Genomic DNA, 22,046 nt, shown 5'->3' on the forward strand with positions numbered 1-22,046 from the left:
GGAGCGGGGCCGCATCACGCGGCTAGCCCCTTGGCGCCTGAGCGCCCTTAACTTTTTCAGGGTGTCCGACTCAATGGATAGTCATACGCATATTATCGAGCGCAGTCTGCTCGCCCAGCGTCAGGAAGAGGTCGGCAATGAGATCGATCTGCTCAAGATCTGGCGCACCGTCTGGCATCGAAAGTGGAGCATTCTGACCCTGGTGGTGGTGGTCGCCATGGTCGCAATTCTTGTTGCGTTCTCCATCACACCCATCTACCGCGCGGCCGCCACCCTGATAATCGAAGAAAAGGCTGCCAAGGTCGTTTCCATCGAGAAGGTCTACGGCCTCGAGGGAGCGGGTAGCGAATACCTGAACACCCAGTTCGAACTGCTCAAGTCGCGTGCCCTGGCCGAGCGTGTGGTGCGTCAGCTGAACCTGACCACCCACCCCGAATTCGATCCGCGGCAGCAGCCCGCACCGCTGATCGACATTCGTGGCTTGCTCACTCATCTGGACTTCAACAAGGTCGTGCCCGTGACCCTGCCCGGCGACCTGGGAGAAGAGGGCGACCCCACTGAAGCGCATATCTTCAGTCTGGTGACCAAGGCTTTCATGGAGCGCGTCAGCGTCGAGCCGCAGGGCAAGAGCCAGTTGGTCAAGGTACAGGTGGACATGGCGGATCCGCGCATGGCGGCCCTGGCCGCCAATGCCATGGCCAAGGGTTTTATCGAAGGCCAGCTGGAGGCGACTATGGAAATGTCCATGACCGCTACCACCTGGATGAACAGTCGCCTGGGCGAATTGCGTACCAAGCTGAAGGACACGGAAGACCGCCTGCAGGCCTTCCGCGAAGCGGAGAATCTGGTAGACGTGAAGGGCGTGGCCACCATCAGCGCTGCCGAACTGACCCTCACCGGTGACCGCATGATTGATGCGCGTCGCCAGCGTGCCGAAGCCGAAAGCCAGTACCGCCAGGTGCAGGCCATGCGCAGCAGTGGTTGGGAGCGCATGGCGAGTGTCCCGGCTGTCCTGGGCCACCCATTGATTCAGCAGTTCAAGGCCGACGAGGCCAAGGCCAGGGCCAAGGTCGAAGAACTGTCGCGCCGCTACGGTGCACGCCACCCGTCGATGGAGGCCGCTCGCTCCGAGCTGAGCGCCGCCTCCGCCAGCCTGCGCGGCCAGGTCGAACAGGTGGTGGCCGGGATTGAGCGCAACTACCAACTCGCCGTCGCCAACGAGGGCTCCCTCCAGGCTTCGTTCAACAGCAACAGAACGCAGATCCAGAACATTTCACGCAAGGAATTCAAGTTGCGTGAGCTGCAGCGCGAGGTTGATGCCAACCGCACGCTTTACGACACCTTCCTGACCCGCCTGAAGGAAACGGCCGCCACGTCCGACCTGCAAAACGCCAATGCCCGTGTTGTGGATCAGGCTGCAGTGCCCACCTCCCCGGTCAAGCCGGAGAAAAAGCTGATTGTCGGAATCGCAACCGCGTTTGCCTTGTTCGTGGGTGTTGCGCTGACCCTGTTGCTGGACACCCTGAACAACACCGTCAAGAGCACGGAACAACTGGAGTTCCACCTGAACATTCCAGTGCTGGGTATCCTGCCGCTGATGAAGAGCAAGGAACGCGGCCTGCTCGCCCGCATGTTTTCCGCGGACACGGAAAAGAGCTTCTCCGAGGCGATCCGGACCATTCGCACGGGTGTGGTGCTCTCCGGAGTCGACTATCCGCATAAGGTCATGGTTGTCACCTCGTCAATTCCCGGCGAGGGCAAGAGCACCGTTTCGTCCAACCTCGCCTTCGCCCTGGGACAGGTGGAAAGGGTGCTGCTGATCGATGCCGACTTGCGTCGCCCGAGCCTGGCCAGGAGTTTCGAGTTCCCGGTGGGTACCCCGGGCCTGGCCAACCTGATTGCCGGCACCGCCTCGCTGGGCGACTGCATCAAGCAGGTGGACTGTATCGACATGATTGGCGCCGGCGCGGTTCCGCCCAACCCCCTGGAACTGCTCTCTTCGCCGCGCTTCGCCAAGACCTTCGAAGTGCTCAAGGGCAAGTACGATCGCATCATCATCGACTCGCCACCGATCCAGGCGGTCAGCGATGCAGTGCTATTGGCCACCTTCGCCAACTCAGTGATCTACGTGGTCAAGTCCGCCTCCACCGCTATTCCGTCGGTGGAAAAGGGGATTGGCCAACTGCTTCAAAACAATGTCCAGGTGAACGGCATTGTCCTCAACCAGGTGGATATCAGAAAAGCCAAGCGATACGGCTACATCTACGGCGGTTATTACGACTACTACGGTTACAGCACGATCAAGCAGGTGTGAACACAGCGAACGGGTGGCACCTGCGAACGCTCGGGTTGAGCGAGTTGTGGACTTCACCTGAGTGCTTTAGGGGCAAGCTTGCTCGCGAAGGGATGAGCTCGGAGCCTTTTCGCGAGCAAGAACCACGCACCCTCTGCTCCAAGCGGATCGGCAGTTCAATGCATGACCTGATCGGCGCATAGCCAGCAAGGCTCTGATTCGCGTTGAGTGCATTGCCGACCGACGTGCCCAAACCCAGGAATTTCCAGCAGGAGCTTAAGCTCCCAGGTATTGCTTTGCCCGCGTGAAACCCATCGAGGGTCCACGTTTCCGGCCAATCAGGACGGCCTTCTGCGATTTCGAAGAAAGGTTTCGACAGCCGCCATGATTGACCTGCACAACCATTTGCTCCCTGGCATAGATGACGGGTCTCCCGACCTAGAGGCTTCGCTTGCACTGGCGCGCGTGGCCGTGCAGGACGGTATCACTCACCTGGTCTGCACGCCGCATATCCACCCAGGCCGTTACGACAACACGCCTGTCAGCATCCAGCGTGCGCGGGATTTTTTCGCGGCGGCGCTGAAGGAGCAGGGCATTCCTCTGCGGGTGGCTGCCGCCGCGGAAGTGCGCTTCGGCATGGAACTGATGGTCGGTGTGAGTCAGGGAACCATTCCTTTCCTGGGCCAATGGCAGGGTCAGAAGGTCCTGCTTCTCGAGTTCCCCCATGGCGAAATACCTTTCTGCGCCGAGCGTCTGATCAGTTGGCTGCTGGAACGCAAGATCGTGCCGATGATCGCCCACCCCGAGCGCAACAAGGACATCATGCGCACGCCGTCCAGGCTCAAGCCCTTGCTTGAGTTGGGCTGCCTGCTGCAAGTCACGGCTGCCTCCGTGGCCGGTCGCTTCGGTCCAGCGGCCGAGGCCATCGCTCACGCCCTGCTGGAGCAGGGCGTGGTCACCATACTCGCCAGCGATGGCCACAACCTTCAGCATCGCCCGCCCTTGCTCAGTGAGGGCGTGCAGCATGCCGCACGCATCGTTGGCGACGACAAAGCCGAGTCTCTGGTCCTGCATACGCCTTGGGAAATTGCGCAGAGCCATTTCGCATGAACGCCAGCCAATCGCTCGACCGGCCAGGCAGCCGGAAGCCTCAGCGCTCGCATGCGGATTCACGAAGTGAGAGCGAGATCATGCGCCACTTGCCGCCCCTGGTGCTGGTGTTGTCCTTCGTATTTCTGGTCGCGGGCGCTCACATGCTGCTGGCCGGCATTGCCAGCTTCCAGGCCGAAGCCTTCACCAACTCGTGGGACAAGCGAGGTCAAGAGCCCAGCGCGGGCGCTTGGGAAGTTGCCCACAACGCGGCACAGCGCGCCATCAGACTCTACCCGGTCGCCGATGGCGACCGGTTGGACCGCCTCGGGCGAATCCACAGCTGGAAGCAATTCCGTCAGCCCTATGCTGACCCTTCTGCTCAGCGCTCTCGTCGTGCAGCCCTCGACGCCTACCGCGCCGCAACAATCGCGCGGCCGACCTGGCCTTACACCTGGGCACGCCTGGCTCACAGCAAGCTGTACCTGCAGGAATTCGATGACGAGTTCGAGCAGGCCATGGTCCAGGCATTCCAACTCGGCCCATGGCGAATCGGGGTGAACCGCGAACTGGCTGAAATCGGGCTAAGCGCCTGGCCGCATCTGAACCAGGCCCAGCGTCAGGCAACCCTGGAATCCGCCAGGCGCAGCCTGGTCTTCGGCAATGCAGAGGCTCTGTATCTGCTCGAAATCGCCCAGCGAGCCGGCAGGATCCGGGAGCTGTGCGACAGCCTGAGTCATGAGATCAGGCACACGCGAAAGCTCGCGCAGTGTCTGTGAGCGCAGTAGGAGCGAGCGCTGCTCGCGAGGTGGCCCCGTTCGCGAGCAGAGCTCGCTCCTACGAGGTGGTACCACAGGAGACAGGCGCAAGGAGGCCATGATCCACGCTTTGCCATTTGCAGGTATCCGTCGTGTCACAGCCCGAAGCAACTGCACCAGCCAGCAATGGAGCATCTACCAGGGGCGCTCCCGAAGTTCAATCGGGCCGTCGCTTGACCTTCATGAGTGGTCGCCTGAACTTCCTCGGCCGCGGCCTGACGTTCTGGGGCCAATGGCTGGTGGCCGTCAGTTCGATGATCACGCTGCTCTGCGTGCTGGCGCTGATAGAGACCGGCGAGATCGGGCTGCACTATCGCATGCTGGCGCTGTTCGCCCTGTTCGGTTCAGTGCCCGTCTACTCCTTGATGCGGGTCTACCACAAGAAGCATGGGTACCTGGTTGGCCTTTGCCGTTTGCTCGGCGGCTGGCTGATTCTGCTGGGCGGCCTCACGGTGGCTGTGGTCGTGACCAAGACCGATGAACACTTCTCCCATCAAGTGGCCCTCGCCTGGGGGATGATCGGCTTTGCCCTGCAAGCAGGCACCTACGTGCCGCTGCATACCTTCGCCAGGCGGTACGACCGCAAGCACCAGGCCGCGCGCACCTCGCTGATCATCGGCACCGGCGAGCTGGCCTGGAACCTGGCGGACAAGCTCGTGGAGTGCAAGTACGGACCTGTGGTCGGTCTCGTTGCTGTGGGTGAGGAGCAACTCCTGAGCTGCGGCCGATACCCGGTAATCGGCAACCTTTCAAACTTGCGTGATCTGATCGTGACCCATCACATCAGTCGCCTGTACATCGCTCTGCCGCTGACCGCAGCGGACAAGATCGAAGAGCTCTACTTCGAGCTGCTCGACGCCAATATCGACGTGGTCTGGCTGCCTGACCTCCACAGCATCATGCCGCTCAACCACTCGGTCGGCGACATCGAAGGCATGCCGGCCATTCACCTGAACAAATGCCCGCTCTCGGCCTATCCCAGTGCAGCCCTGAGCAAGGCACTGATGGACCGCACGGTGGCCCTGCTGGCACTGATCGCCCTCAGCCCGTTGCTGCTCGCCACGGCCTTTGCCGTGAAATGTTCATCACCCGGCCCGGTGCTGTTCAAGCAGGATCGCCATGGCTGGAACGGCACCATCATCAAGGTATGGAAGTTCCGCTCCATGCGGCTTCACGACGACCCCCAGGTCACCCAGGCCCGTCGTGACGACCCTCGGATCACCCGCGTCGGCCGCGTTATCCGCCGCACCTCCATCGACGAGCTGCCGCAGCTGTTCAACGTATTGCTGGGGCAGATGTCCCTGGTCGGCCCGCGTCCACATGCTGTGGCCCATAACGACTACTACACCGGCAGGATCGCCGCCTATATGGCCCGCCACCGGATCAAGCCCGGCATCACCGGCCTGGCACAGATCAAGGGCTGCCGGGGCGAAACCGAAACCATCGACAAGATGCAGAAACGCGTGGAGCTGGACCTCGCCTATATCAACAACTGGTCGCTGTGGTTGGACATCAAGATCCTGTTCCAGACGCCTTTCGCGCTGTTTGCCAAAAACATCTATTAGACGCGCCTCCCCCTGCCGTCACCAGACAACCGCTTTTACAGGCGCGGGCTTGCTCGCGATCCAATGTGAGCGGGCCAAAGGCTCGCCGAAGTCCCGATAAAGCAAACTTGAAGGACCACAGCATGAAAACCCTCTGCGTCTTCGGCACCCGCCCCGAGGCCATCAAGATGGCCCCCCTCGTTCTTGCCCTGGCCGCAGACGAGCGCTTCGAGATCAAGGTTTGCGTCACCGGTCAGCACCGCGAAATGCTTGACCAGGTACTCGACCTGTTTGGTATCAGGCCCGACTTCGACCTGAATATCATGAAGCCCGGCCAGGACCTCACCGACGTCACCAGCAACATCCTGCAAGGGATGAAAAGCGTATTCGGCGAGTTCAAGCCAGACGTGGTACTCGTACACGGAGATACCACTACAACCTTCGTTGCCAGTCTCGCGGCCTATTACCAGCAGATCCCGGTGGCGCACGTGGAGGCTGGGCTGCGCACCGGCAACCTCCTTTCACCCTGGCCCGAAGAGGGCAACCGCAAGCTCACTGCCGTACTTGCCGATAGGCACTTCGCACCAACAGAGGCCTCGCAGGCCAACCTGATTGCGGAAGGAATCGGCAGGGAAAAGATCTTCGTTACCGGCAATACCGTGATCGACGCCTTGCTCGATGTTGTAGCGCGCCTCGATAAGGACCAGGAGCGGCGTGAAAGAGCTGCCGCAGTGAGTCCATTTCTTGACTCCCACCGTAAGCTGATCCTCGTCACGGGCCACCGGCGGGAAAGTTTCGGCGAAGGTTTCGAGCGCATCTGCCAGGCACTGATGGAAATCGCGCAACTGCATCCGGATGTGGATATCGTCTACCCGGTGCACCTCAATCCCAATGTGCTTGAGCCGGTCCATCGGCTGCTCTCTGGTATCGACAATATCCACCTCATCGCACCGCTGGACTATCTGCCCTTCGTCTACCTGATGAGCCGTGCGCATATCATTCTCACCGACTCCGGCGGTATCCAGGAAGAGGCTCCCTCTCTTGGCAAACCGGTCCTGGTGATGCGGGATACCACGGAGCGGCCGGAGGCAGTACACGCTGGTACGGTCAAACTGGTGGGTACTGAAACCGCCAGCATCGTTCGTGAACTGAACTGCCTGCTGCTCGATCACGACGCCTACAAAGCCATGAGCCATGCCCACAATCCATATGGGGATGGCAAGGCCTGCCAGCGCATCCGTGAAGCCCTGTACGACGTCCCCTGCGTTCGCAATGGCCGCTCCGGCGGGAGCGAGCCTGCTCACGAAAAGCAGGCGCAAGCCGTCAATCATTCATCTAGACCTGTCAATGGACGTGACATGTCATTCCAGACCATCTCCGTCATCGGCCTGGGTTACATCGGGCTGCCCACCGCAGCGGTGTTCGCCTCACGCAAGAGGCACGTGATCGGGGTCGACCTCAACCGGATAGCCGTGGACACCATCAATCGAGGCGAAATCAACATCATCGAGCCCGACCTGGAGATGGTGGTGCATGCGGTAGTCACCGAAGGTTTCCTGCGTGCCACGACAATCCCCGAGCCTGCCGATGCTTTCCTGATTGCGGTACCGACGCCCTTCAAGGGCGATCATGAGCCCGACCTCAGCTATATCGAAGCCGCCAGCAAATCCATTGCCCCGGTACTGAAGAAAGGTGATCTGGTTGTCCTCGAGTCCACTTCCCCGGTTGGCGCTACCGAGCAGATGGCGGCCTGGCTGGCCGAAGCCCGTCCTGATCTGACCTTCCCGCAAACCCATGGCGAAGACTCCGATATCCGCGTGGCCTACTGTCCAGAACGCGTACTGCCGGGCCACGTGCTGCGTGAGCTGGTTCAGAACGACCGCGTCATCGGTGGGATGACTGCTAAATGTTCAGCTGCCGCAGCCAGCCTGTATGAGCTCTTCGTCGAGGGCGAGTGCGTCATTACCGACTTCCGTACAGCTGAAATGTGCAAGCTTACCGAGAACAGCTTCCGTGACCTCAACATCGCCTTCGCCAACGAGTTGTCGATGATCTGCGACAGGCTCGATATCAATGTATGGGAGCTGATCCGTCTGGCTAACCGCCATCCGCGCGTCAACATCCTGCAGCCGGGCCCTGGCGTGGGAGGGCACTGCATTGCCGTCGATCCCTGGTTCATCGTCAGCAAGACACCCGAAGAGGCACGGCTGATCCGCACCGCTCGCGAAGTGAACGACAGCAAGCCGCAGTGGGTGGTCGATAAGGTCAGGATGGCCGTTGCCGAGTTTCTGCAAGCCAACCCGGAGAAATCGGCAAGGGACGTGACCATCGCCTGCTTGGGCCTTGCCTTCAAGCCGAATATCGACGACCTGCGCGAGAGCCCGGCTGTTGCGATCACTCAGCAAATCGTCGCGACCCATCCAGGCAAGGTGCTGGCAGTAGAGCCAAACATATGGGCGCTGCCGCCCAAGCTGGCCGGCAAGCTGCGCCTGACCGGGATCGGGGCGGCACTGGACAAGGCGGATGTGGTCGTGTTGCTGGTCGATCACAAGGAGTTCAAGGCAATCCCCGCGACCATCCTCGAGAGATGCAGGACCGTCGATACACGCGGCGTCTGGACGGCGTAAGCGTCCACGTCCGTTGGACCGACCCGAGCACTGGGTCCTCCGCAGGGTGCTGACTGGACGATCTGAAACGCCCCAAAACCGAGCGCCTCGGCGCCTTCGCATAAGGACTGGAACATGATGAAAGGCATTATCCTGGCCGGCGGTTCCGGAACCCGGCTGTACCCGATCACCCGGGGCGTGTCCAAGCAGCTTCTGCCGATCTATGACAAGCCAATGGTCTATTACCCGCTGTCGGCACTGATGCTGGCGGGGATTCGCGACATCCTGCTGATCAGCACTCCAGGCGACATGGCGGGGTTTCAGCGGTTGTTCGGTGACGGCAGCGAGTTCGGTATCAATCTGAGCTATGCCGTGCAGCCCAGTCCCGATGGCTTGGCGCAAGCCTTCCTCATTGGCGAAGAATTCATCGGCACCGACTCGGTGTGCCTGGTGCTCGGCGACAACATCTTCTATGGCCAGGGCTTCCGGCTCATGTTGTGCGAGGCGTCCCGGCGTGAGAAGGGCGCCACCGTGTTCGGCTATCAGGTGAAGGACCCGGAGCGCTTTGGTGTGGTCGAGTTCGATGACCAGAAGCGTGCAGTCTCAATCGAGGAAAAGCCGCTCAAGCCCAAGTCCCAGTTCGCCGTCACCGGTCTGTACTTCTACGACAACGGCGTGGTGGAGGTCGCCAGGCAGGTGAAGCCGTCCGCCCGGGGCGAGCTGGAAATCACCAGCATCAACCAGGTGTATCTGGAGCGCGGCGACCTCTATGTCGAACTGCTCGGCCGCGGCTTCGCCTGGCTGGACACCGGTACGCATGAAAGCCTGCAGGAAGCCGGCGTATTCGTCGAAACCGTCGAGAAACGCCAAGGTTTCAAGATCGCCTGCCTGGAAGAAATCGCCTTCAGCAATGGCTGGCTGAATGCCAATGACCTGTACCGGGTCGGCCAGTCCCTGAGCAAGAACAGTTATGGCCAGTATCTGCTGTCCCTGGTGAGGGAGCTTGTATGAACGACAAACCGATTTACGTCACCCAACCGTACCTGCCGCCGCTGGATGAGTTTCTCCCCTATCTGCAGCACATCTGGGAAAACAAGATCCTCACCAATGGCGGGCCGATGCACAAGGAACTGGAGGCCGCTCTTTCCAACTACCTCGGTGTCGAGCACATCGCCCTGTTCAACAATGGCACCATCGCCCTGCTGACGGCGTTGCAGGCGCTGCGCGTGGCGGGTGAGGTCATCACCACGCCGTACTCCTTCGTCGCGACCGCCCATTCCCTGCTGTGGAATGGCATCAAGCCTGTGTTCGTGGACATCGATCCACATACGCTCAATCTCGACCCGGCGAAGATCGAAGCCGCCATTACTCCGCAGACCACCGCCATCATGCCGGTGCACTGCTATGGCAATCCTTGCGATGTCGAAGCCATTCAGAAAATTGCCGACAACTACAACCTGCGGGTGATCTACGACGCAGCCCACACCTTTGGCGTGGAGGACAAAGGCGGCAGCATTCTCCGCCACGGCGACCTCAGCGTGCTGAGCTTCCATGCCACCAAGGTGTTCAATACCTTCGAAGGGGGCGCCATTATCTGCCCGGATGCCAAGACCAAGCAGCGCATCAACAATCTGAAGAACTTCGGCTTTGTCGATGAAGTCACAGTGGTCGCCGCCGGCATTAACGGAAAGATGAGCGAAATCAACGCTGCCTTCGGTCTGCTGCAACTCCAGCATATCGACCGCGCAATCGCCCGCCGCAAAGAGATCGACCAGGCCTATCGCGAACAGCTGAACGATGTCAAAGGCATCCGCATCGTCGAGAGAACCGGTCAAACGGTCGCCAACTATTCCTACTTCCCTATCCTGGTCGAGGCGGATTACCCGCTGAGCCGCGACGAGCTGTACCAGAAGCTCAGGGAGAACAACATATTCGGTCGTCGCTACTTCTATCCGCTGATAAGCGAGTTCCCCATGTACCGGGGGCTGGTCTCGGCGCAGCGCAACAACTTGCCGGTAGCACACTCGATATCTGAAAAGGTGATCTGTCTGCCGATGTATCCGGCGCTGCAGGAAGCATCGATCGCTGCCGTTGGGGCGCTCATAAGAAACACCTGATAGAGCGCGTGATGGCGTTCGGTTGCTTTGGGATCTGCAGGCTGATCATCAATCAGGGTGAGACATCATGAATGAAGCCGTTGGCGGTTATTTTGAGCTTGAATTGCCGTCAGGATCCCCAGGCCTTTATCCAGAGGCGCTCCGGTTTCAATCCGCACGCGCCAGCTTCTATGCATTGCTCTGCACGGGGCGCCCACGCAAGGTCTGGATGCCAAGCTACATATGTGACTCCATGCTCGGGCCATTGAACAAGGCGGGAATTGAGGTTTCCTTCTATTCCATAGATGAAGATTTTTCGATCAAGGATGAGATCAAACTTCATTCTGATGAGTGGATCCTGTATGTAAATTACTTCGGAGTCTGCTCCTCCCAGCAGCGTAGAATCCTGAGGAAGTTCAACGCCGAGCAAGTCGTGTTCGATCACTCTCAGGCGTTCTTTGCACCGCCACTCGACTGTTTGGCCACTCTCTATTCGCCGCGCAAATTTTTCGGCGTACCGGATGGTGGACTGTTGATTACGAAGCTTCCAGTTCGTGAGCCGGAAGAGGTTGATGATGGGTCGATCCAGCGCACCCTTCATCTCCTGAAACGGCTTGCTGGAACCCCGGAGTCCGGTTATGCGGATTACCAGGCTGCAGAAAGGACACTCGAAGACTGCCAATACAGAAAAATGTCAGCGCTGACGGAGAGGCTTCTATCGAGCATCGATTATGAGTCTGCAAGATTGAAGAGAAACGAAAATTTCCGGTTTCTACATAAAGAGTTTGGAGTTCACAACAGGTTGAAGTTGGATGCCGAGGCTATTGATGGACCGCTATGCTATCCATTCTTTAAAAACCTGATAAACCTCAGGGAGAGTCTGATTAGAGAAAGGGTGTTTACCCCGACCTATTGGGCAAGGTGCCTTTCTCGTTTGAAGGATGATTCTCTTGAATACGAACTGGTCAATAATTTATTTCCGATACCATGTGATCAGCGATACAGCAAAGAAAGTTACGGGTCCGCCATGAATATAATTGGCAGGAGTATTGGCAATGAGTGAATTTTATCTGAGGGAGTTGTCGCGGGATGACATAAAAGTCATAAACAAGTGGAGAAATGATAGAGGGATCATTAGTTCGCTTGGAGCGCCCTTCAGGTATATTTCCGAGGAGGTTGATTCTGCCTGGATGGAGTCTTATCTATCCAGCAGAAGTAATTGTGTAAGGCTTGCGATTTGCGAGATGGAAAGTAGCAAGATCGTTGGTGCCGTCTATCTTCTGTCTATAGATTGGGTGGTGAGAGACTGTGAGTTTGCCATCTGGATTGGGGAAAGGGATTTTCAGGGCAGGGGGATAGGTACCTTCGCTACCTATAAAGCCCTGGAGCATGCCTTCCTGGACTTGAACTTGAATCGAGTTTATCTGGCTGTGATCAAAAATAACGAAAGAGCCATTGCTGTTTATAAGAAGAGCGGGTTTACAGTTGAGGGTGTACAGAGACAGGCGGTATTCAAGGAGGGTGTTTATTCGGACGTGGTTCAAATGTCAATTTTGGCGAGCGAGTTCAAGGCCTTAGAGTAGCGCCATAAAGCGGCTATTGGGTTCCTCCGGGATGTGCCTTGGTCAAGAGGTGCGGCGATGTCTAAGACAATTGCAATGATGCAGCCCTATCTGTTCCCGTACCTTGGGTATTTTCAGTTGATAGCGGCCTCGGACCTGTTTGTGTTAGGGGATGATTTGCAATATGTCAAGGAAGGCTGGATTAACCGTAATCGGATTCTTGTCGGTGGCGAACCAAAATTCATAACATTTCCCCTCAAGAAAGATTGCCATACTCTGAATATAAATCAGAGGCATATGTGCGATAATATTCAAGATGAATTGTCCAGAATTATCAGGACAATCTCACTAAGCTATTCGCGTGCGCCATTCGCCAAGACTGTACTTCCCTGGTTGGAACAGGTGCTGCGCTACCCGCAAAGCAATTTGGCCAGATATGCTGAAAACGCCCTCCGTGAGACCTGTGATTACTTGCATATCACTACACCGGTGATCCGTGCCTCTGACTTGACTCTGCCACCGCCAATCGATCATCAGGATCGAGTCATCCAAACCATGAAGGTGTTGGGAGGAAAGACCTACGTAAATCCGATTGGTGGACGAAGTTTGTATTGCTTTGATTATTTCATGAGTCATGGCATGCAGTTGCGTTTTCATCGTATCGACACGATTGAATATAAACAATTGAAGCAGCCCTTCGTGGCCAATCTGTCGATCATCGATGTGCTGATGCTCAATAGTGTTGAGCAAATTCGCCAGATGTTGAGCAGATTTTCATTGCTGGAAAGTTGACGGTGCTTGCAGGTTCGGTGTGGAGTCTGAGTTTTAAAGTTTTGTTCGGTGGGCTTTCGCATGATGGCGGTGAATCCATGATATTTCTCGGTGAAACATAAATTGTCTCTAAATCACAATATCCTGGCGAATTACGCGAGCCAGATTTATGTCACCGCCGTGGGTATCCTGATCCTGCCCCTGTATATCAAATATATGGGGGCAGAAGCCTACGGCTTGGTGGGCTTCTTCACCATGCTTCAAGCCTGGTTTGCCTTGCTGGATCTTGGCCTGACTCCAACCATTGGCCGCGAAACTGCTCGCTACCATGGCGGGGCCATGTCCGCGCTGGCCTATCGGCAGCTGTTCCGCGCCCTCAGCGTGATATTCGCGGGCATTGCCGTGATCGGTGGCGGAGCTTTGTGGTTGCTGTCCGAGGCGATTGCAACCCGCTGGCTCAATGCCACGGAGTTGCCTGTGGATGAAGTAGTGCTGGCGGTGCAGATCATGGCCATCAGCGTTGCCTTGCGCTGGATGGGCGGTTTATACCGTGGCGTAATCACTGGCACCGAACGCCTGGTCTGGCTCAGTGGCTTCAACGCCTTGGTTGCCACGCTACGCTTTATCGGTGTATTCGCCAGCATGTGGCTGTTCGGCTTCACGCCGTTTGTGTTCTTCATTCATCAACTGGCCATCGCGCTGGTGGAAATATTTGGCCTGTTTTTGATGAGCCAGCGTCTGCTGCCGGCACGAAGCGGCGTGGATCGGTCGATCGGCTGGTCGTTGTCTCCCTTAAAGCCCCTTCTGAAATTCGCGCTGACCATCGCTTTTACCTCATCGCTTTGGGTGCTGGTTACGCAAATCGACAAGTTGGTGCTCTCCGGTGTTCTGCCGCTCGCGGAATACGGTTATTTCACTCTCGCTGTCCTGGTCGCCAGCGGCATCATGGTTGTCAGCGGCCCAATCAGCAATGCCATCATGCCGCGTATGGCCAGGCTACATGCCGAGGGTAAGCACGACGAGATGATCAAGGTCTATCGTGATGCGACCCAACTGGTCAGCATTATCTGTGGATCCGCGGCTATTACCTTGATTACCTGCGCCGAACCCCTGTTGTTCGCCTGGACAGGGGATGCGCAACTTGCTGCCAAAGCCGCACCTGTTATGCGTCTGTACGCCATTGGTAATGGTCTTCTGGCTATCTCTGCTTTTCCGTACTACCTGCAATACGCCGTGGGGAATCTGCGCTACCACTTGATAGGTAGCGCAGGTATGGGCGCTGTACTGATCCCTAGCATCACTTTAGCCGCCGTGAACTACGGAGGCATTGGAGCTGGCTACGCCTGGGTTGCAAATAACGCTATTTCCCTACTGATCTGGGTTGCATATATTCATCACAAATTCGAGCCCGGCCTGCACATCTCCTGGATCGTCAACGATGTTGCCCGGATCATTCTATTAGCAATGGCTCTGCCATTGACTTTACTCAGTTTGAGCATCCCGCCGGAAACCAGGATCCAAAGTCTGATACTGGTTATGGGGATTGCCGCCACCGCAACAGCGGTCTCCCTGGTGCTCTCGAGCACTGGAAAACGTTGGATAACTCGACATATTGCGGCTATCTCGGGATCCTGACTACGTCCAGGGAGTTCCTGAATCAGCCGCCATCTTGCCTTTGCCCCTCTAGAAGGGGGCAGCACCAACCTTCGCGACTTCTGCACCAGGCTCACCGCCCCCCTTTACTCCTACAGGAACTCCGACTTCATCTTGCTAATCCGGGGTATTTCGATCGTCACAGGCAGAGCCGGTGACTCATGACCACTCCCTGAGGACGTGGTTTACCAAGTTCGAAATAACTTTCGCCCTGGCGTTTGGCCGGGTAAAGCGCGAAGCGTATGTCCTGCGTTTTTTCGGTACTGCACCAGAGGGCAATTTGCCAAATGACTTGGCGCCCTTGGGCAACCAATTGATTACGCCAAGGAGGCTGTCATGAAAGAATTCAATTTGAATGACTTTAGAAATATAAATATCCCATCAGAATCCGAGATAATGTCAACGTGGCAAGTCAGTATTGAAAAGCCTGTCGTCAGTGTTGTTTGCTTGGCATACAACCAGGAAAAATACATTGAAGATGCAATTCGTGGTTTTTTGATTCAAAGAACGGACTTTCCATTTGAGATTGTTTTGAACGATGACGCATCGACTGATTCAACTGCAGAGATAATCAAGAAATATGCGGAAAAATTTCCGAAAATTGTGAAGCCAATGATTCAGAAGGAGAACCAATATTCAATATCGCCGTGCGGTCTGCTCTCCAAGGTGGTGCAAGAATCCAAGGGAGACTTCATAGCGATTTGTGAAGGTGACGATTTCTGGATAGCCAGCGATAAGTTGCAGCGCCAAGCGGATGCGATGCGAAACAATCCTAAGGTGCGGATCTGCTTCCATAGATATTTTCAAGGCAGCACGGATGCTGGCGAAGAGAGGTTTTTCGAAACAAAGAAAAGCAAATTTCTATACCCGAATCAACAATCAATCTTATCTACGAAAATTATCATTCTTGGCGATGGCGATTACATGCACACCGCCTCCATAATGATGACAAAAAACGCCATGCTTAACTTTCCTGACTGGCTCAGCGACTGTCCTTTGGGTGATTATTTCATCCAGATTATTGGCTCAATTGATGGTGGAGCCTTGTATGTCCCCGAGCTTATGAGTTTCTATCGGATGAATGCAGTGGGGTCATGGAGCACTCGAAAGCTAACGCCAGAGACCCAGCACCGTTTTATCTGCCAAATGCACCATTCTCTAGGAAGGTTGAATCATGAACTGAAAGGGAATTACGAAACTGAAATTTCTATAATGCTCGACAAGCTAAAGCATTGCTACCTGAGTGAGATAAGCAACGTATTGTTCTTGAAGAGTTCGTCTGATAGCCCAATTAAGAAATTCATGCCGCGATTGGCGGATTTTTTTACCCGGTACATTCCGATCCTCTCAAGGATCAAGATGAAGTATACGAAGCTCAAAAGATATCTGATCATCAAGCATTCGATTCTAATGCTGCGGCAATAATTCTGACGTCGCGCCAGTCTCTGCAGGGCTTCTACAAAATATGCGAGTGGAGAATCCAATTGAAAAAGAAATTCCTTTTCCTTGGGCAACTCCCACCACCAACGCATGGCGCGTCAGTGATGAATGTGAAAGCGCAGAATGCGATTCTGGAGGCCTATCCCGCTACGCTGTCTATAAATCTATCCAACGCCAACGACCTAAAAGATGTAGGGGCAGTGTCGTTTAACAAGATTGTTAAAATCCTTTTTCTCCTGTGCAGAATTATTCGTGCTCTCTTGGTTGATCGACCAGCTATTTGCTATTTTGCACTATGTCCAAGTGGTGTCGCATTTTATCGAGACGCTATCATTGTCGCGATCTTGAAAGTCTTTCGAGTAAAGAGAATTTTCCATCTACATGGTCGCGGAATCGATGTTGGCAAGTCAAAGATAAAAAGGATCATCTATAAATTTGCTTTCTCCGGGGCGGATGTCATTCATTTATCTTCTTTGTTCTGGAGTGAAGTGGCTGGGCTTGTAGAAAGAAAGCGATTTTGGGTTGTGCCTAATTGTGCGGATGACCTTGTTGATTGCATGGGGACGAAAATAGAGGCGCGGCCTATCAATTTTTTTTACTTCTCCAACTTTGTCAGGGGGAAGGGGGCGCTCTACCTGCTGCAGGCGGCCAGGGTATTGTATGAACAAAAAATAAACTGCCGAATTTCTTTGGCTGGAAATTGGCCTGATCTGGCATTGAAAGAGGAAGTGGAGCAGTGGAAGATTGATAATCACGAACTGATGGAAAATGGTTTTGTCAGTTTTTCAGGTGCGCTATACGATCAAAATAAGATGGATTTTATTGCACGGGGTGATGTTCTGGTTTTTCCGTCATATATTGACACCTTCCCACTGGTTGTTGTTGAGGCGCTTTCTGCAGGGAAGGCTGTCATTGCATCGTCGACTGGGGCCGTTCCTGAAATACTATCGGGAGGCAAATGCGGGCTTCTATTTCCTGAACATGATGTTGCTGAACTCGTCAAATGCATCTCTATCTTGGCAACTGATAAGGAGTTGGTTGAAAAGCTCGGAGATGTGGGGCGTCGCCGCTATGTGGACATGTACCAGGAAAGTGCTTTTAGAAGATCGCTATTGACGACAATAGGAATGATTTCACCGGGACTCTTCTAGCAACGCTCTGAAGTTATGCTCAGGGTCATAAAAAACTGATCACTTTATACCTCAGACACATTCGGAGAGGGTCCTTTGCTGCTCCCAATGGTTTAATAATCAGCTGAGTGGAGAAGAGCTACCTCAAGTGGCAGTTCTGGCATCTACAGCAGTCCCGTCAGTAAGCTATATAATTTGAGACATTTCCCATGGACAACCAACGTAAAGTCGTCACTATCGTGGGTGGTGGTAACAGTGCGCATGTGTTAATCCCTTTGTTGTCCAGAACAAACCACTTCATACAGTTGCTGACATCCCGCCCAGATCGCTGGAGTCGTAACCCTGAATTAGTTGTTCAGAGTCCAATCAACGGAGTGAGTTCCGTGGTTGGGCGTATTCATGGTTTGTCCGACGATCCAGCCGAGGTTGTTCCAATGTCTGACATAATCATACTCAGTATGCCTGTGTCAGAGTACTATTCGGCCCTGAAAGAAATCGCGAAATACATTCTGCCTGATAGAAGATACGTTATCGGTACATTGTATGGGCAGGGCGGATTCGACTGGATGGTTAGATCCGCCTTCAATCAGCACGACCTGGGTCTTATTACCTACTTCGCCATCGGCGCATTACCTTGGATTTGCAGGGCCCGTGATTATGGAAGAACGGGAGCACTTTTTTCCGCGAACAAGCGGAACATGGTCGCCATGTCCAAGCCATCGGAGTTCTGCGAACTCAATGAGAACTTGTTTAGACATATCGGTGAGTTCTGGTTCGGTTTTGGTGCGTTTGCGCTCGCCGATAATTTCATTTCAGTAACGCTAACGGTGGATAACCAGATAGTCCACCCAAGTCGGCTATTCGGGTTGTACCAGTCCTGTGATGGGGTATGGGATTTGGCGGAGGATGTGCCTTATTTTTACAAGGATTTTGATGGCTCTTCCGCGGAGCTCGTTTCAAGAGTTGATGAAGAATACAGTTCTATAAGAAGTTCGCTGAGGAAGCGGTATTCCGAAATGAAGTTTGGCTTCATGATGAGTTATTTGGAACTTGAGGAGTTTTCGAATGACTATCGTCCGGCGGCAGTAATAGATACGTTTATCCATTCTCAGTCACTTTCCTCTATCAAAACCCCGACCAGATTCCAAGGCGGTAAATTCCATATCGACACCAGTCACCGATTCTTTCGAGATGATGTGGTTTACGGAGTCTTGATCGCAAAGTGGATTGCAGAGCAGATGGATCTGCAAATACCAACAATTGACAAGCTGATTTCATGGTACAAAAAAAGACTGGCTATTGCTGATGACAAGAAAGAAATGGACGTTGACCTGACCTCAGGATGCCCCGAAAGCTATGGGCTTTATCATATAGATCAGGTCATCAGCTAGGCACAACCTGATCCAGATAATCTCGCCCGGGTGACTCGCCATGAACATGAACATGACCCTGAAAATGAAGAAGAAGCTTGAAGATCTTTACCAGCACTCCAAGCATCTGATTCCCACAAGGCTTCTTTACTCCCCTAAATATTTCGAAGTCAAGCGAGTTCTTGAGTGTAGGGACAGTACCCGGCAGGATTCGGTAAGGCGTGAACAACTCAGAAATATTCTTCTCGTCGCAAAGCAACATGTGCCGTATTACAAGAGTCTCGCTCCGGCAGTCAATACAATCACGCACGAAGATCCGTTCGAGCTCCTCAGTGAGTTCCCCTATGTGGAGAAGGAACTGATCATGGACTCTCCACAGATGTTCATCAATGAACACGCGAAACTTTTGTTTGCCAAATACGCGACGAGTGGAGGCTCTACAGGGCAGGGGATTGGAATGTGGAGATCCAAGTCTTCCACCGATATCGAAAGACTTTTCTTCAATACGCGCTGGGGAGAAGTTGGTTACGAGGGTGATAGATCGGCTGTGCTTCGTGTTGGCGCCGAGGGCATTAGAAGGCTACATGAGAACCCTGTTTTCAAAGTTGGCAAGACAACCATGCTCTCCCCTTACCACATAAGCAAGGAGAACATACCTTCAATTGCCAGGTCACTTGCGGGCTCTGACTTCGAATTTATCCATGCATATGCGGCCGTCTTTCTTGAGCTGACCTATTTGCTCAAGCAAAACAATCCGTACCCACCACGGAATGTCAAAGCAATTTTGCTGGGATCGGAGCCTGTGACAATCGAGCAGCTGAACATAATGCACGACTACTGGAAGTGCCCAATTGTCTGTCATTACGGTCTTACGGAGCGGACTATCCTTGGTTTTTACCGGTATCAACCGGGGGATCAGTCAATTTCCTACAAACTCGAAAGGCTTTACTCGATTTTCGAAAATTCGGCAGGTAGCGCCGAAGTCGTAGGTACTGGCCTATGGAACGAGGTCATGCCATTGATCAGATACAGGACGAGGGATCATGGTCTGATAGTCAACGACACTATCTCTAGCCTTCAAGGGCGGGAACAAGACTTTCTTATCGATAGGCACGGCGCAAAGATATCCGGTATGTCGATAGTCATCAACGAGCCAACATGGTCGAGGGTTCGACAGTACCAGATCAGGCAGCGTACTCCCGGGAAAATTGAACTTTGCATCGTCCCGAGGCAAGGCGTTCTGGACGAAAGCTTCAAGAAATATGTGCTGGATCAGCAGATTGGTCGGTGGGGGGATTTCTTCGACATCATCCTGACCGTTTGCGACTCCATACCGCTAAGTCCCTCGGGAAAAAGCAAGATGGTTGACGTCAGGATATCGGACTGATCGCCCAGGCGTCTTTTGATCGCCCCGAGTTAGACGAGTACCGGATTGGCTGGAGAGTTAGCGGCCAGTTCAGATTTTTCTTGATAAATCGCAGGCTAGTAACTTATGAAGCAAGTCACCCAAACCCTGCGCACCGGAATCATTGAAACCAACGATGTTCCGGTCCCGACACTAAACGATAAATTTATCCTGGTACAAAACAGCACTTCGGTGATCAGTGCCGGTACTGAAAAAACCAAGATCGACATGGGCAAGAAAAGCCTGCTGCAGAAGGCTAAGGCGCGGCCGGATCTGGTCAGACAGGTGATCTGCAAGATCAGGACAGAAGGGGTGAAGAAAACCCTGCAAACCGTCAATTCGCGCCTCGATTCTCCTTCTCCGCTGGGTTACAGCTGCGCCGGCACTGTCGTTGCGGTGGGTGGCCTGGTCGAAGGTATCCAGCCGGGTGACCGGGTAGCCTGTGGTGGCGCGGACTATGCCAACCATGCCGAGTTCGTGGCCGTGCCGAAGAACCTGGTGGTGAAGATTCCGGCCAATGTGTCGGATGAGGAAGCCGCCTTTACCACCGTGGGCTCGATTGCCCTGCAAGGTGTGCGGCTGGCTGGCCCGCTGCTGGGGGAAACCTTCCTGGTGGTGGGGCTTGGTCTGCTCGGGCAGATTGCCGTGCAGTTGCTGAGGGCAAACGGCTGCACTGTGATCGGTACGGATCTCGATCCTTCCCTGGTTGACCGAGCCGAAGGCTATGGCGCCGTGGGTGTACCGCCTGATGGGGATGTGGCGCGTATCTGCAATGCCTTGACGGCTGGGCACGGTGTCGATGGCGTTCTGGTCTGTGCGGGTACGTCGAGCAACTCCGTCATTCAACTTTGCGGGGCGGTGACCCGTGAGAAAGGCCGAGTGGTGGTAGTCGGTGCGGTGCGGATGGATATCCCGCGCGAGGATTACTTCAAGAAGGAAGTCAGCGTCGTCATCTCCCGCTCCTACGGCCCCGGCCGTTATGACCCCTTCTACGAGGAGAGCGGCAACGATTACCCCTATGGCTATGTGCGTTTCACCGAGCAGCGCAACATGGAAACCTTCCTGTCCCTGGTTTCCCAGCGGAAGCTGGATATCAAGGGCCTGATTAGCCACCGCTTTTCGGTGGATGAGGCGGCCAGCGCCTACCGGTTGATCGAAGGCAACAAGACCGAGCCGTACCTGGGCATTTTGCTGCGATACAACCCTGCGCCGTTCAAGGCGAGCGCATCGTCCCGCATTAGCGTCAAGCCGGCTGTCGTCACCGGTAAGAAGGTCAAGCTGTCCTTCTATGGCGCCGGCAACTACGCCACTGCCAGTCTGTTGCCGCCCATGCAGGCCAGTAATCAGGTGGCTCTCAATGGGCTGGTGACCGCCAGCGGCCGCTCTGCCCAGGGCGTGGCCAGGCAATTCGGCTTTGCCTTCTGTGCCGGCAGTTATGCCGAGCTGCTGCAGGGCGACACCGACGCCATCGTAGTCACGACCCGCCACGATTCCCATGGTGCGGCCGTGCGCGATGCGCTGAATGCTGGCAAGCATGTGTATGTGGAAAAGCCTTTGGCCCTGTCGGTGGCTGAGCTGGGTGACATCCACCTGGCCTACGGCCGCTGCGGCAAAGCCCAGGTGATGGTCGGCTTCAACCGTCGCTTTGCACCGGCAACCCGCCAGGTGATCGAGCATTTCGCCTCGGTGAAAAGCCCTCTGGTGGTGAACATTCGTATCAACGCTGGCGCCATTCCAGCCAACCACTGGATCCAGGATCCGCGGGTGGGCGGCGGTCGGATGATTGGTGAGGGTTGCCACTTCATCGACCTGGCTGCGGCATTGGTCGGCAGCCACGTAAAAACCGTGTACGCCGTGGGCAGCAGCAAAGCGGAAAAGTCGGCATTGCTGAATGACAACCTGTGCCTGTCGCTTACTTTCGAGAACGGCAGCGTGGCCAATATCACCTACACCGCCGAAGGCGCCAAGGGGATGGCCAAAGAGTTCATCGAGGTTTTTGGTGGCGGGCGCTCGGCGCAGATCCATGACTTCAAGGAAGTGGCGCTGTTCAACGGCGACAGCGACTCCAAGCGCAACAAGCTGGGCGTTCAGGACAAGGGCCAGAAAAGCATGATCAGCGCGTGGCTCAACGGACTGCAATCGGGCCAGCCCTGTGTGGATTACGACTGCCTGATGGCCACCAGCCTGGCTACCGTTATGGCGGTCGAGTCACTTGCCCTGGGTATGCCCCTGACAGTTGATACCGCTGTACTGGCGGCCGATTAACGTA

The 22,046-nt window shown here is 55.2% G+C and carries 16 protein-coding genes and 1 pseudogene; all 17 read left to right on the forward strand.

What is annotated here, in order from left to right:
• Positions 1–73 precede the first annotated feature (73 nt).
• A complete protein-coding gene (locus AAHM40_RS14170) occupies positions 74–2,314 on the forward strand; it encodes a GumC family protein (protein WP_342245219.1) in 2,241 nt (746 codons plus the stop codon).
• Between the two features lie 363 nt (positions 2,315–2,677).
• The gene (locus tag AAHM40_RS14175) at positions 2,678–3,403 is read left to right on the forward strand and encodes a tyrosine-protein phosphatase (RefSeq protein WP_342245220.1); all 726 of its coding nucleotides are present in this window, start codon (positions 2,678–2,680) and stop codon (positions 3,401–3,403) included.
• Positions 3,400–4,161, forward strand: a complete 762-nt coding sequence (locus tag AAHM40_RS14180) for a hypothetical protein (protein WP_342245221.1) — start codon at positions 3,400–3,402, stop codon at positions 4,159–4,161. The genes AAHM40_RS14175 and AAHM40_RS14180 overlap by 4 nt, the downstream gene beginning before the upstream one ends.
• 221 nt (positions 4,162–4,382) lie before the next feature.
• Positions 4,383–5,765 carry an undecaprenyl-phosphate glucose phosphotransferase gene (locus AAHM40_RS14185; RefSeq protein WP_342245222.1) on the forward strand — a complete coding sequence of 461 codons (1,383 nt, stop codon included), beginning with the start codon at positions 4,383–4,385 and terminating at the stop codon, positions 5,763–5,765.
• Between the two features lie 122 nt (positions 5,766–5,887).
• Positions 5,888–6,994 (forward strand): annotated as a pseudogene (wecB, locus tag AAHM40_RS14190) (non-hydrolyzing UDP-N-acetylglucosamine 2-epimerase); the annotation flags it as partial.
• Between the two features lie 108 nt (positions 6,995–7,102).
• Positions 7,103–8,371 carry a UDP-N-acetyl-D-mannosamine dehydrogenase gene (wecC, locus tag AAHM40_RS14195; protein WP_342245276.1) on the forward strand — a complete coding sequence of 423 codons (1,269 nt, stop codon included), beginning with the start codon at positions 7,103–7,105 and terminating at the stop codon, positions 8,369–8,371.
• A 117-nt stretch (positions 8,372–8,488) separates the two neighbouring features.
• Positions 8,489–9,361, forward strand: coding sequence for a glucose-1-phosphate thymidylyltransferase RfbA (rfbA, locus tag AAHM40_RS14200; RefSeq protein ID WP_342245277.1), 873 nt, complete (start codon positions 8,489–8,491; stop codon positions 9,359–9,361).
• Complete coding sequence (locus AAHM40_RS14205; protein ID WP_342245223.1) at positions 9,358–10,467, forward strand: DegT/DnrJ/EryC1/StrS family aminotransferase; 1,110 nt, start codon at positions 9,358–9,360, stop codon at positions 10,465–10,467. Before rfbA ends, AAHM40_RS14205 begins: the two co-directional genes overlap by 4 nt.
• A 67-nt stretch (positions 10,468–10,534) precedes the next feature.
• The gene (locus AAHM40_RS14210; protein ID WP_342245224.1) at positions 10,535–11,509 is read left to right on the forward strand and encodes a hypothetical protein; all 975 of its coding nucleotides are present in this window, start codon (positions 10,535–10,537) and stop codon (positions 11,507–11,509) included.
• Entirely contained in the window at positions 11,502–12,029 is a 528-nt protein-coding gene (locus AAHM40_RS14215; RefSeq protein WP_342245225.1) for a GNAT family N-acetyltransferase, read from the forward strand. Before AAHM40_RS14210 ends, AAHM40_RS14215 begins: the two co-directional genes overlap by 8 nt.
• A gap of 57 nt (positions 12,030–12,086) precedes the next feature.
• Positions 12,087–12,800 (forward strand): WbqC family protein, encoded by a 714-nt coding sequence (locus AAHM40_RS14220; RefSeq protein ID WP_342245226.1) that lies wholly within the window; start codon positions 12,087–12,089, stop codon positions 12,798–12,800.
• A gap of 90 nt (positions 12,801–12,890) precedes the next feature.
• The gene (locus AAHM40_RS14225; protein WP_342245227.1) at positions 12,891–14,414 is read left to right on the forward strand and encodes an oligosaccharide flippase family protein; all 1,524 of its coding nucleotides are present in this window, start codon (positions 12,891–12,893) and stop codon (positions 14,412–14,414) included.
• A gap of 354 nt (positions 14,415–14,768) precedes the next feature.
• A complete protein-coding gene (locus tag AAHM40_RS14230; RefSeq protein ID WP_342245228.1) occupies positions 14,769–15,857 on the forward strand; it encodes a glycosyltransferase in 1,089 nt (362 codons plus the stop codon).
• Positions 15,858–15,916: 59 nt separating this feature from the next.
• Positions 15,917–17,023 (forward strand): glycosyltransferase family 4 protein, encoded by a 1,107-nt coding sequence (locus AAHM40_RS14235; RefSeq protein ID WP_342245229.1) that lies wholly within the window; start codon positions 15,917–15,919, stop codon positions 17,021–17,023.
• A gap of 188 nt (positions 17,024–17,211) precedes the next feature.
• Positions 17,212–18,393 carry an NAD/NADP octopine/nopaline dehydrogenase family protein gene (locus tag AAHM40_RS14240; RefSeq protein WP_342245230.1) on the forward strand — a complete coding sequence of 394 codons (1,182 nt, stop codon included), beginning with the start codon at positions 17,212–17,214 and terminating at the stop codon, positions 18,391–18,393.
• Between the two features lie 40 nt (positions 18,394–18,433).
• Complete coding sequence (locus AAHM40_RS14245; RefSeq protein ID WP_342245231.1) at positions 18,434–19,759, forward strand: hypothetical protein; 1,326 nt, start codon at positions 18,434–18,436, stop codon at positions 19,757–19,759.
• A 105-nt stretch (positions 19,760–19,864) separates the two neighbouring features.
• Positions 19,865–22,042, forward strand: coding sequence for a bi-domain-containing oxidoreductase (locus AAHM40_RS14250; RefSeq protein WP_342245232.1), 2,178 nt, complete (start codon positions 19,865–19,867; stop codon positions 22,040–22,042).
• Positions 22,043–22,046 lie beyond the last annotated feature (4 nt).

The organism is Pseudomonas sp. OTU5201 (assembly GCF_038440135.1).
GTDB classification, from domain to species: domain Bacteria; phylum Pseudomonadota; class Gammaproteobacteria; order Pseudomonadales; family Pseudomonadaceae; genus Metapseudomonas; species Metapseudomonas resinovorans.

Coding starts and splice junctions, on each gene's coding strand:
- AAHM40_RS14170 (WP_342245219.1), top strand. CDS start 74: ATGGATAGTCATACGCATATTATCGAGCGCAGTCTGCTCGCCCAGCGT.
- AAHM40_RS14175 (WP_342245220.1), top strand. CDS start 2,678: ATGATTGACCTGCACAACCATTTGCTCCCTGGCATAGATGACGGGTCT.
- AAHM40_RS14180 (WP_342245221.1), top strand. CDS start 3,400: ATGAACGCCAGCCAATCGCTCGACCGGCCAGGCAGCCGGAAGCCTCAG.
- AAHM40_RS14185 (WP_342245222.1), top strand. CDS start 4,383: ATGAGTGGTCGCCTGAACTTCCTCGGCCGCGGCCTGACGTTCTGGGGC.
- wecC (WP_342245276.1), top strand. CDS start 7,103: ATGTCATTCCAGACCATCTCCGTCATCGGCCTGGGTTACATCGGGCTG.
- rfbA (WP_342245277.1), top strand. CDS start 8,489: ATGAAAGGCATTATCCTGGCCGGCGGTTCCGGAACCCGGCTGTACCCG.
- AAHM40_RS14205 (WP_342245223.1), top strand. CDS start 9,358: ATGAACGACAAACCGATTTACGTCACCCAACCGTACCTGCCGCCGCTG.
- AAHM40_RS14210 (WP_342245224.1), top strand. CDS start 10,535: ATGAATGAAGCCGTTGGCGGTTATTTTGAGCTTGAATTGCCGTCAGGA.
- AAHM40_RS14215 (WP_342245225.1), top strand. CDS start 11,502: ATGAGTGAATTTTATCTGAGGGAGTTGTCGCGGGATGACATAAAAGTC.
- AAHM40_RS14220 (WP_342245226.1), top strand. CDS start 12,087: ATGTCTAAGACAATTGCAATGATGCAGCCCTATCTGTTCCCGTACCTT.
- AAHM40_RS14230 (WP_342245228.1), top strand. CDS start 14,769: ATGAAAGAATTCAATTTGAATGACTTTAGAAATATAAATATCCCATCA.
- AAHM40_RS14240 (WP_342245230.1), top strand. CDS start 17,212: ATGGACAACCAACGTAAAGTCGTCACTATCGTGGGTGGTGGTAACAGT.
- AAHM40_RS14245 (WP_342245231.1), top strand. CDS start 18,434: ATGAACATGAACATGACCCTGAAAATGAAGAAGAAGCTTGAAGATCTT.
- AAHM40_RS14250 (WP_342245232.1), top strand. CDS start 19,865: ATGAAGCAAGTCACCCAAACCCTGCGCACCGGAATCATTGAAACCAAC.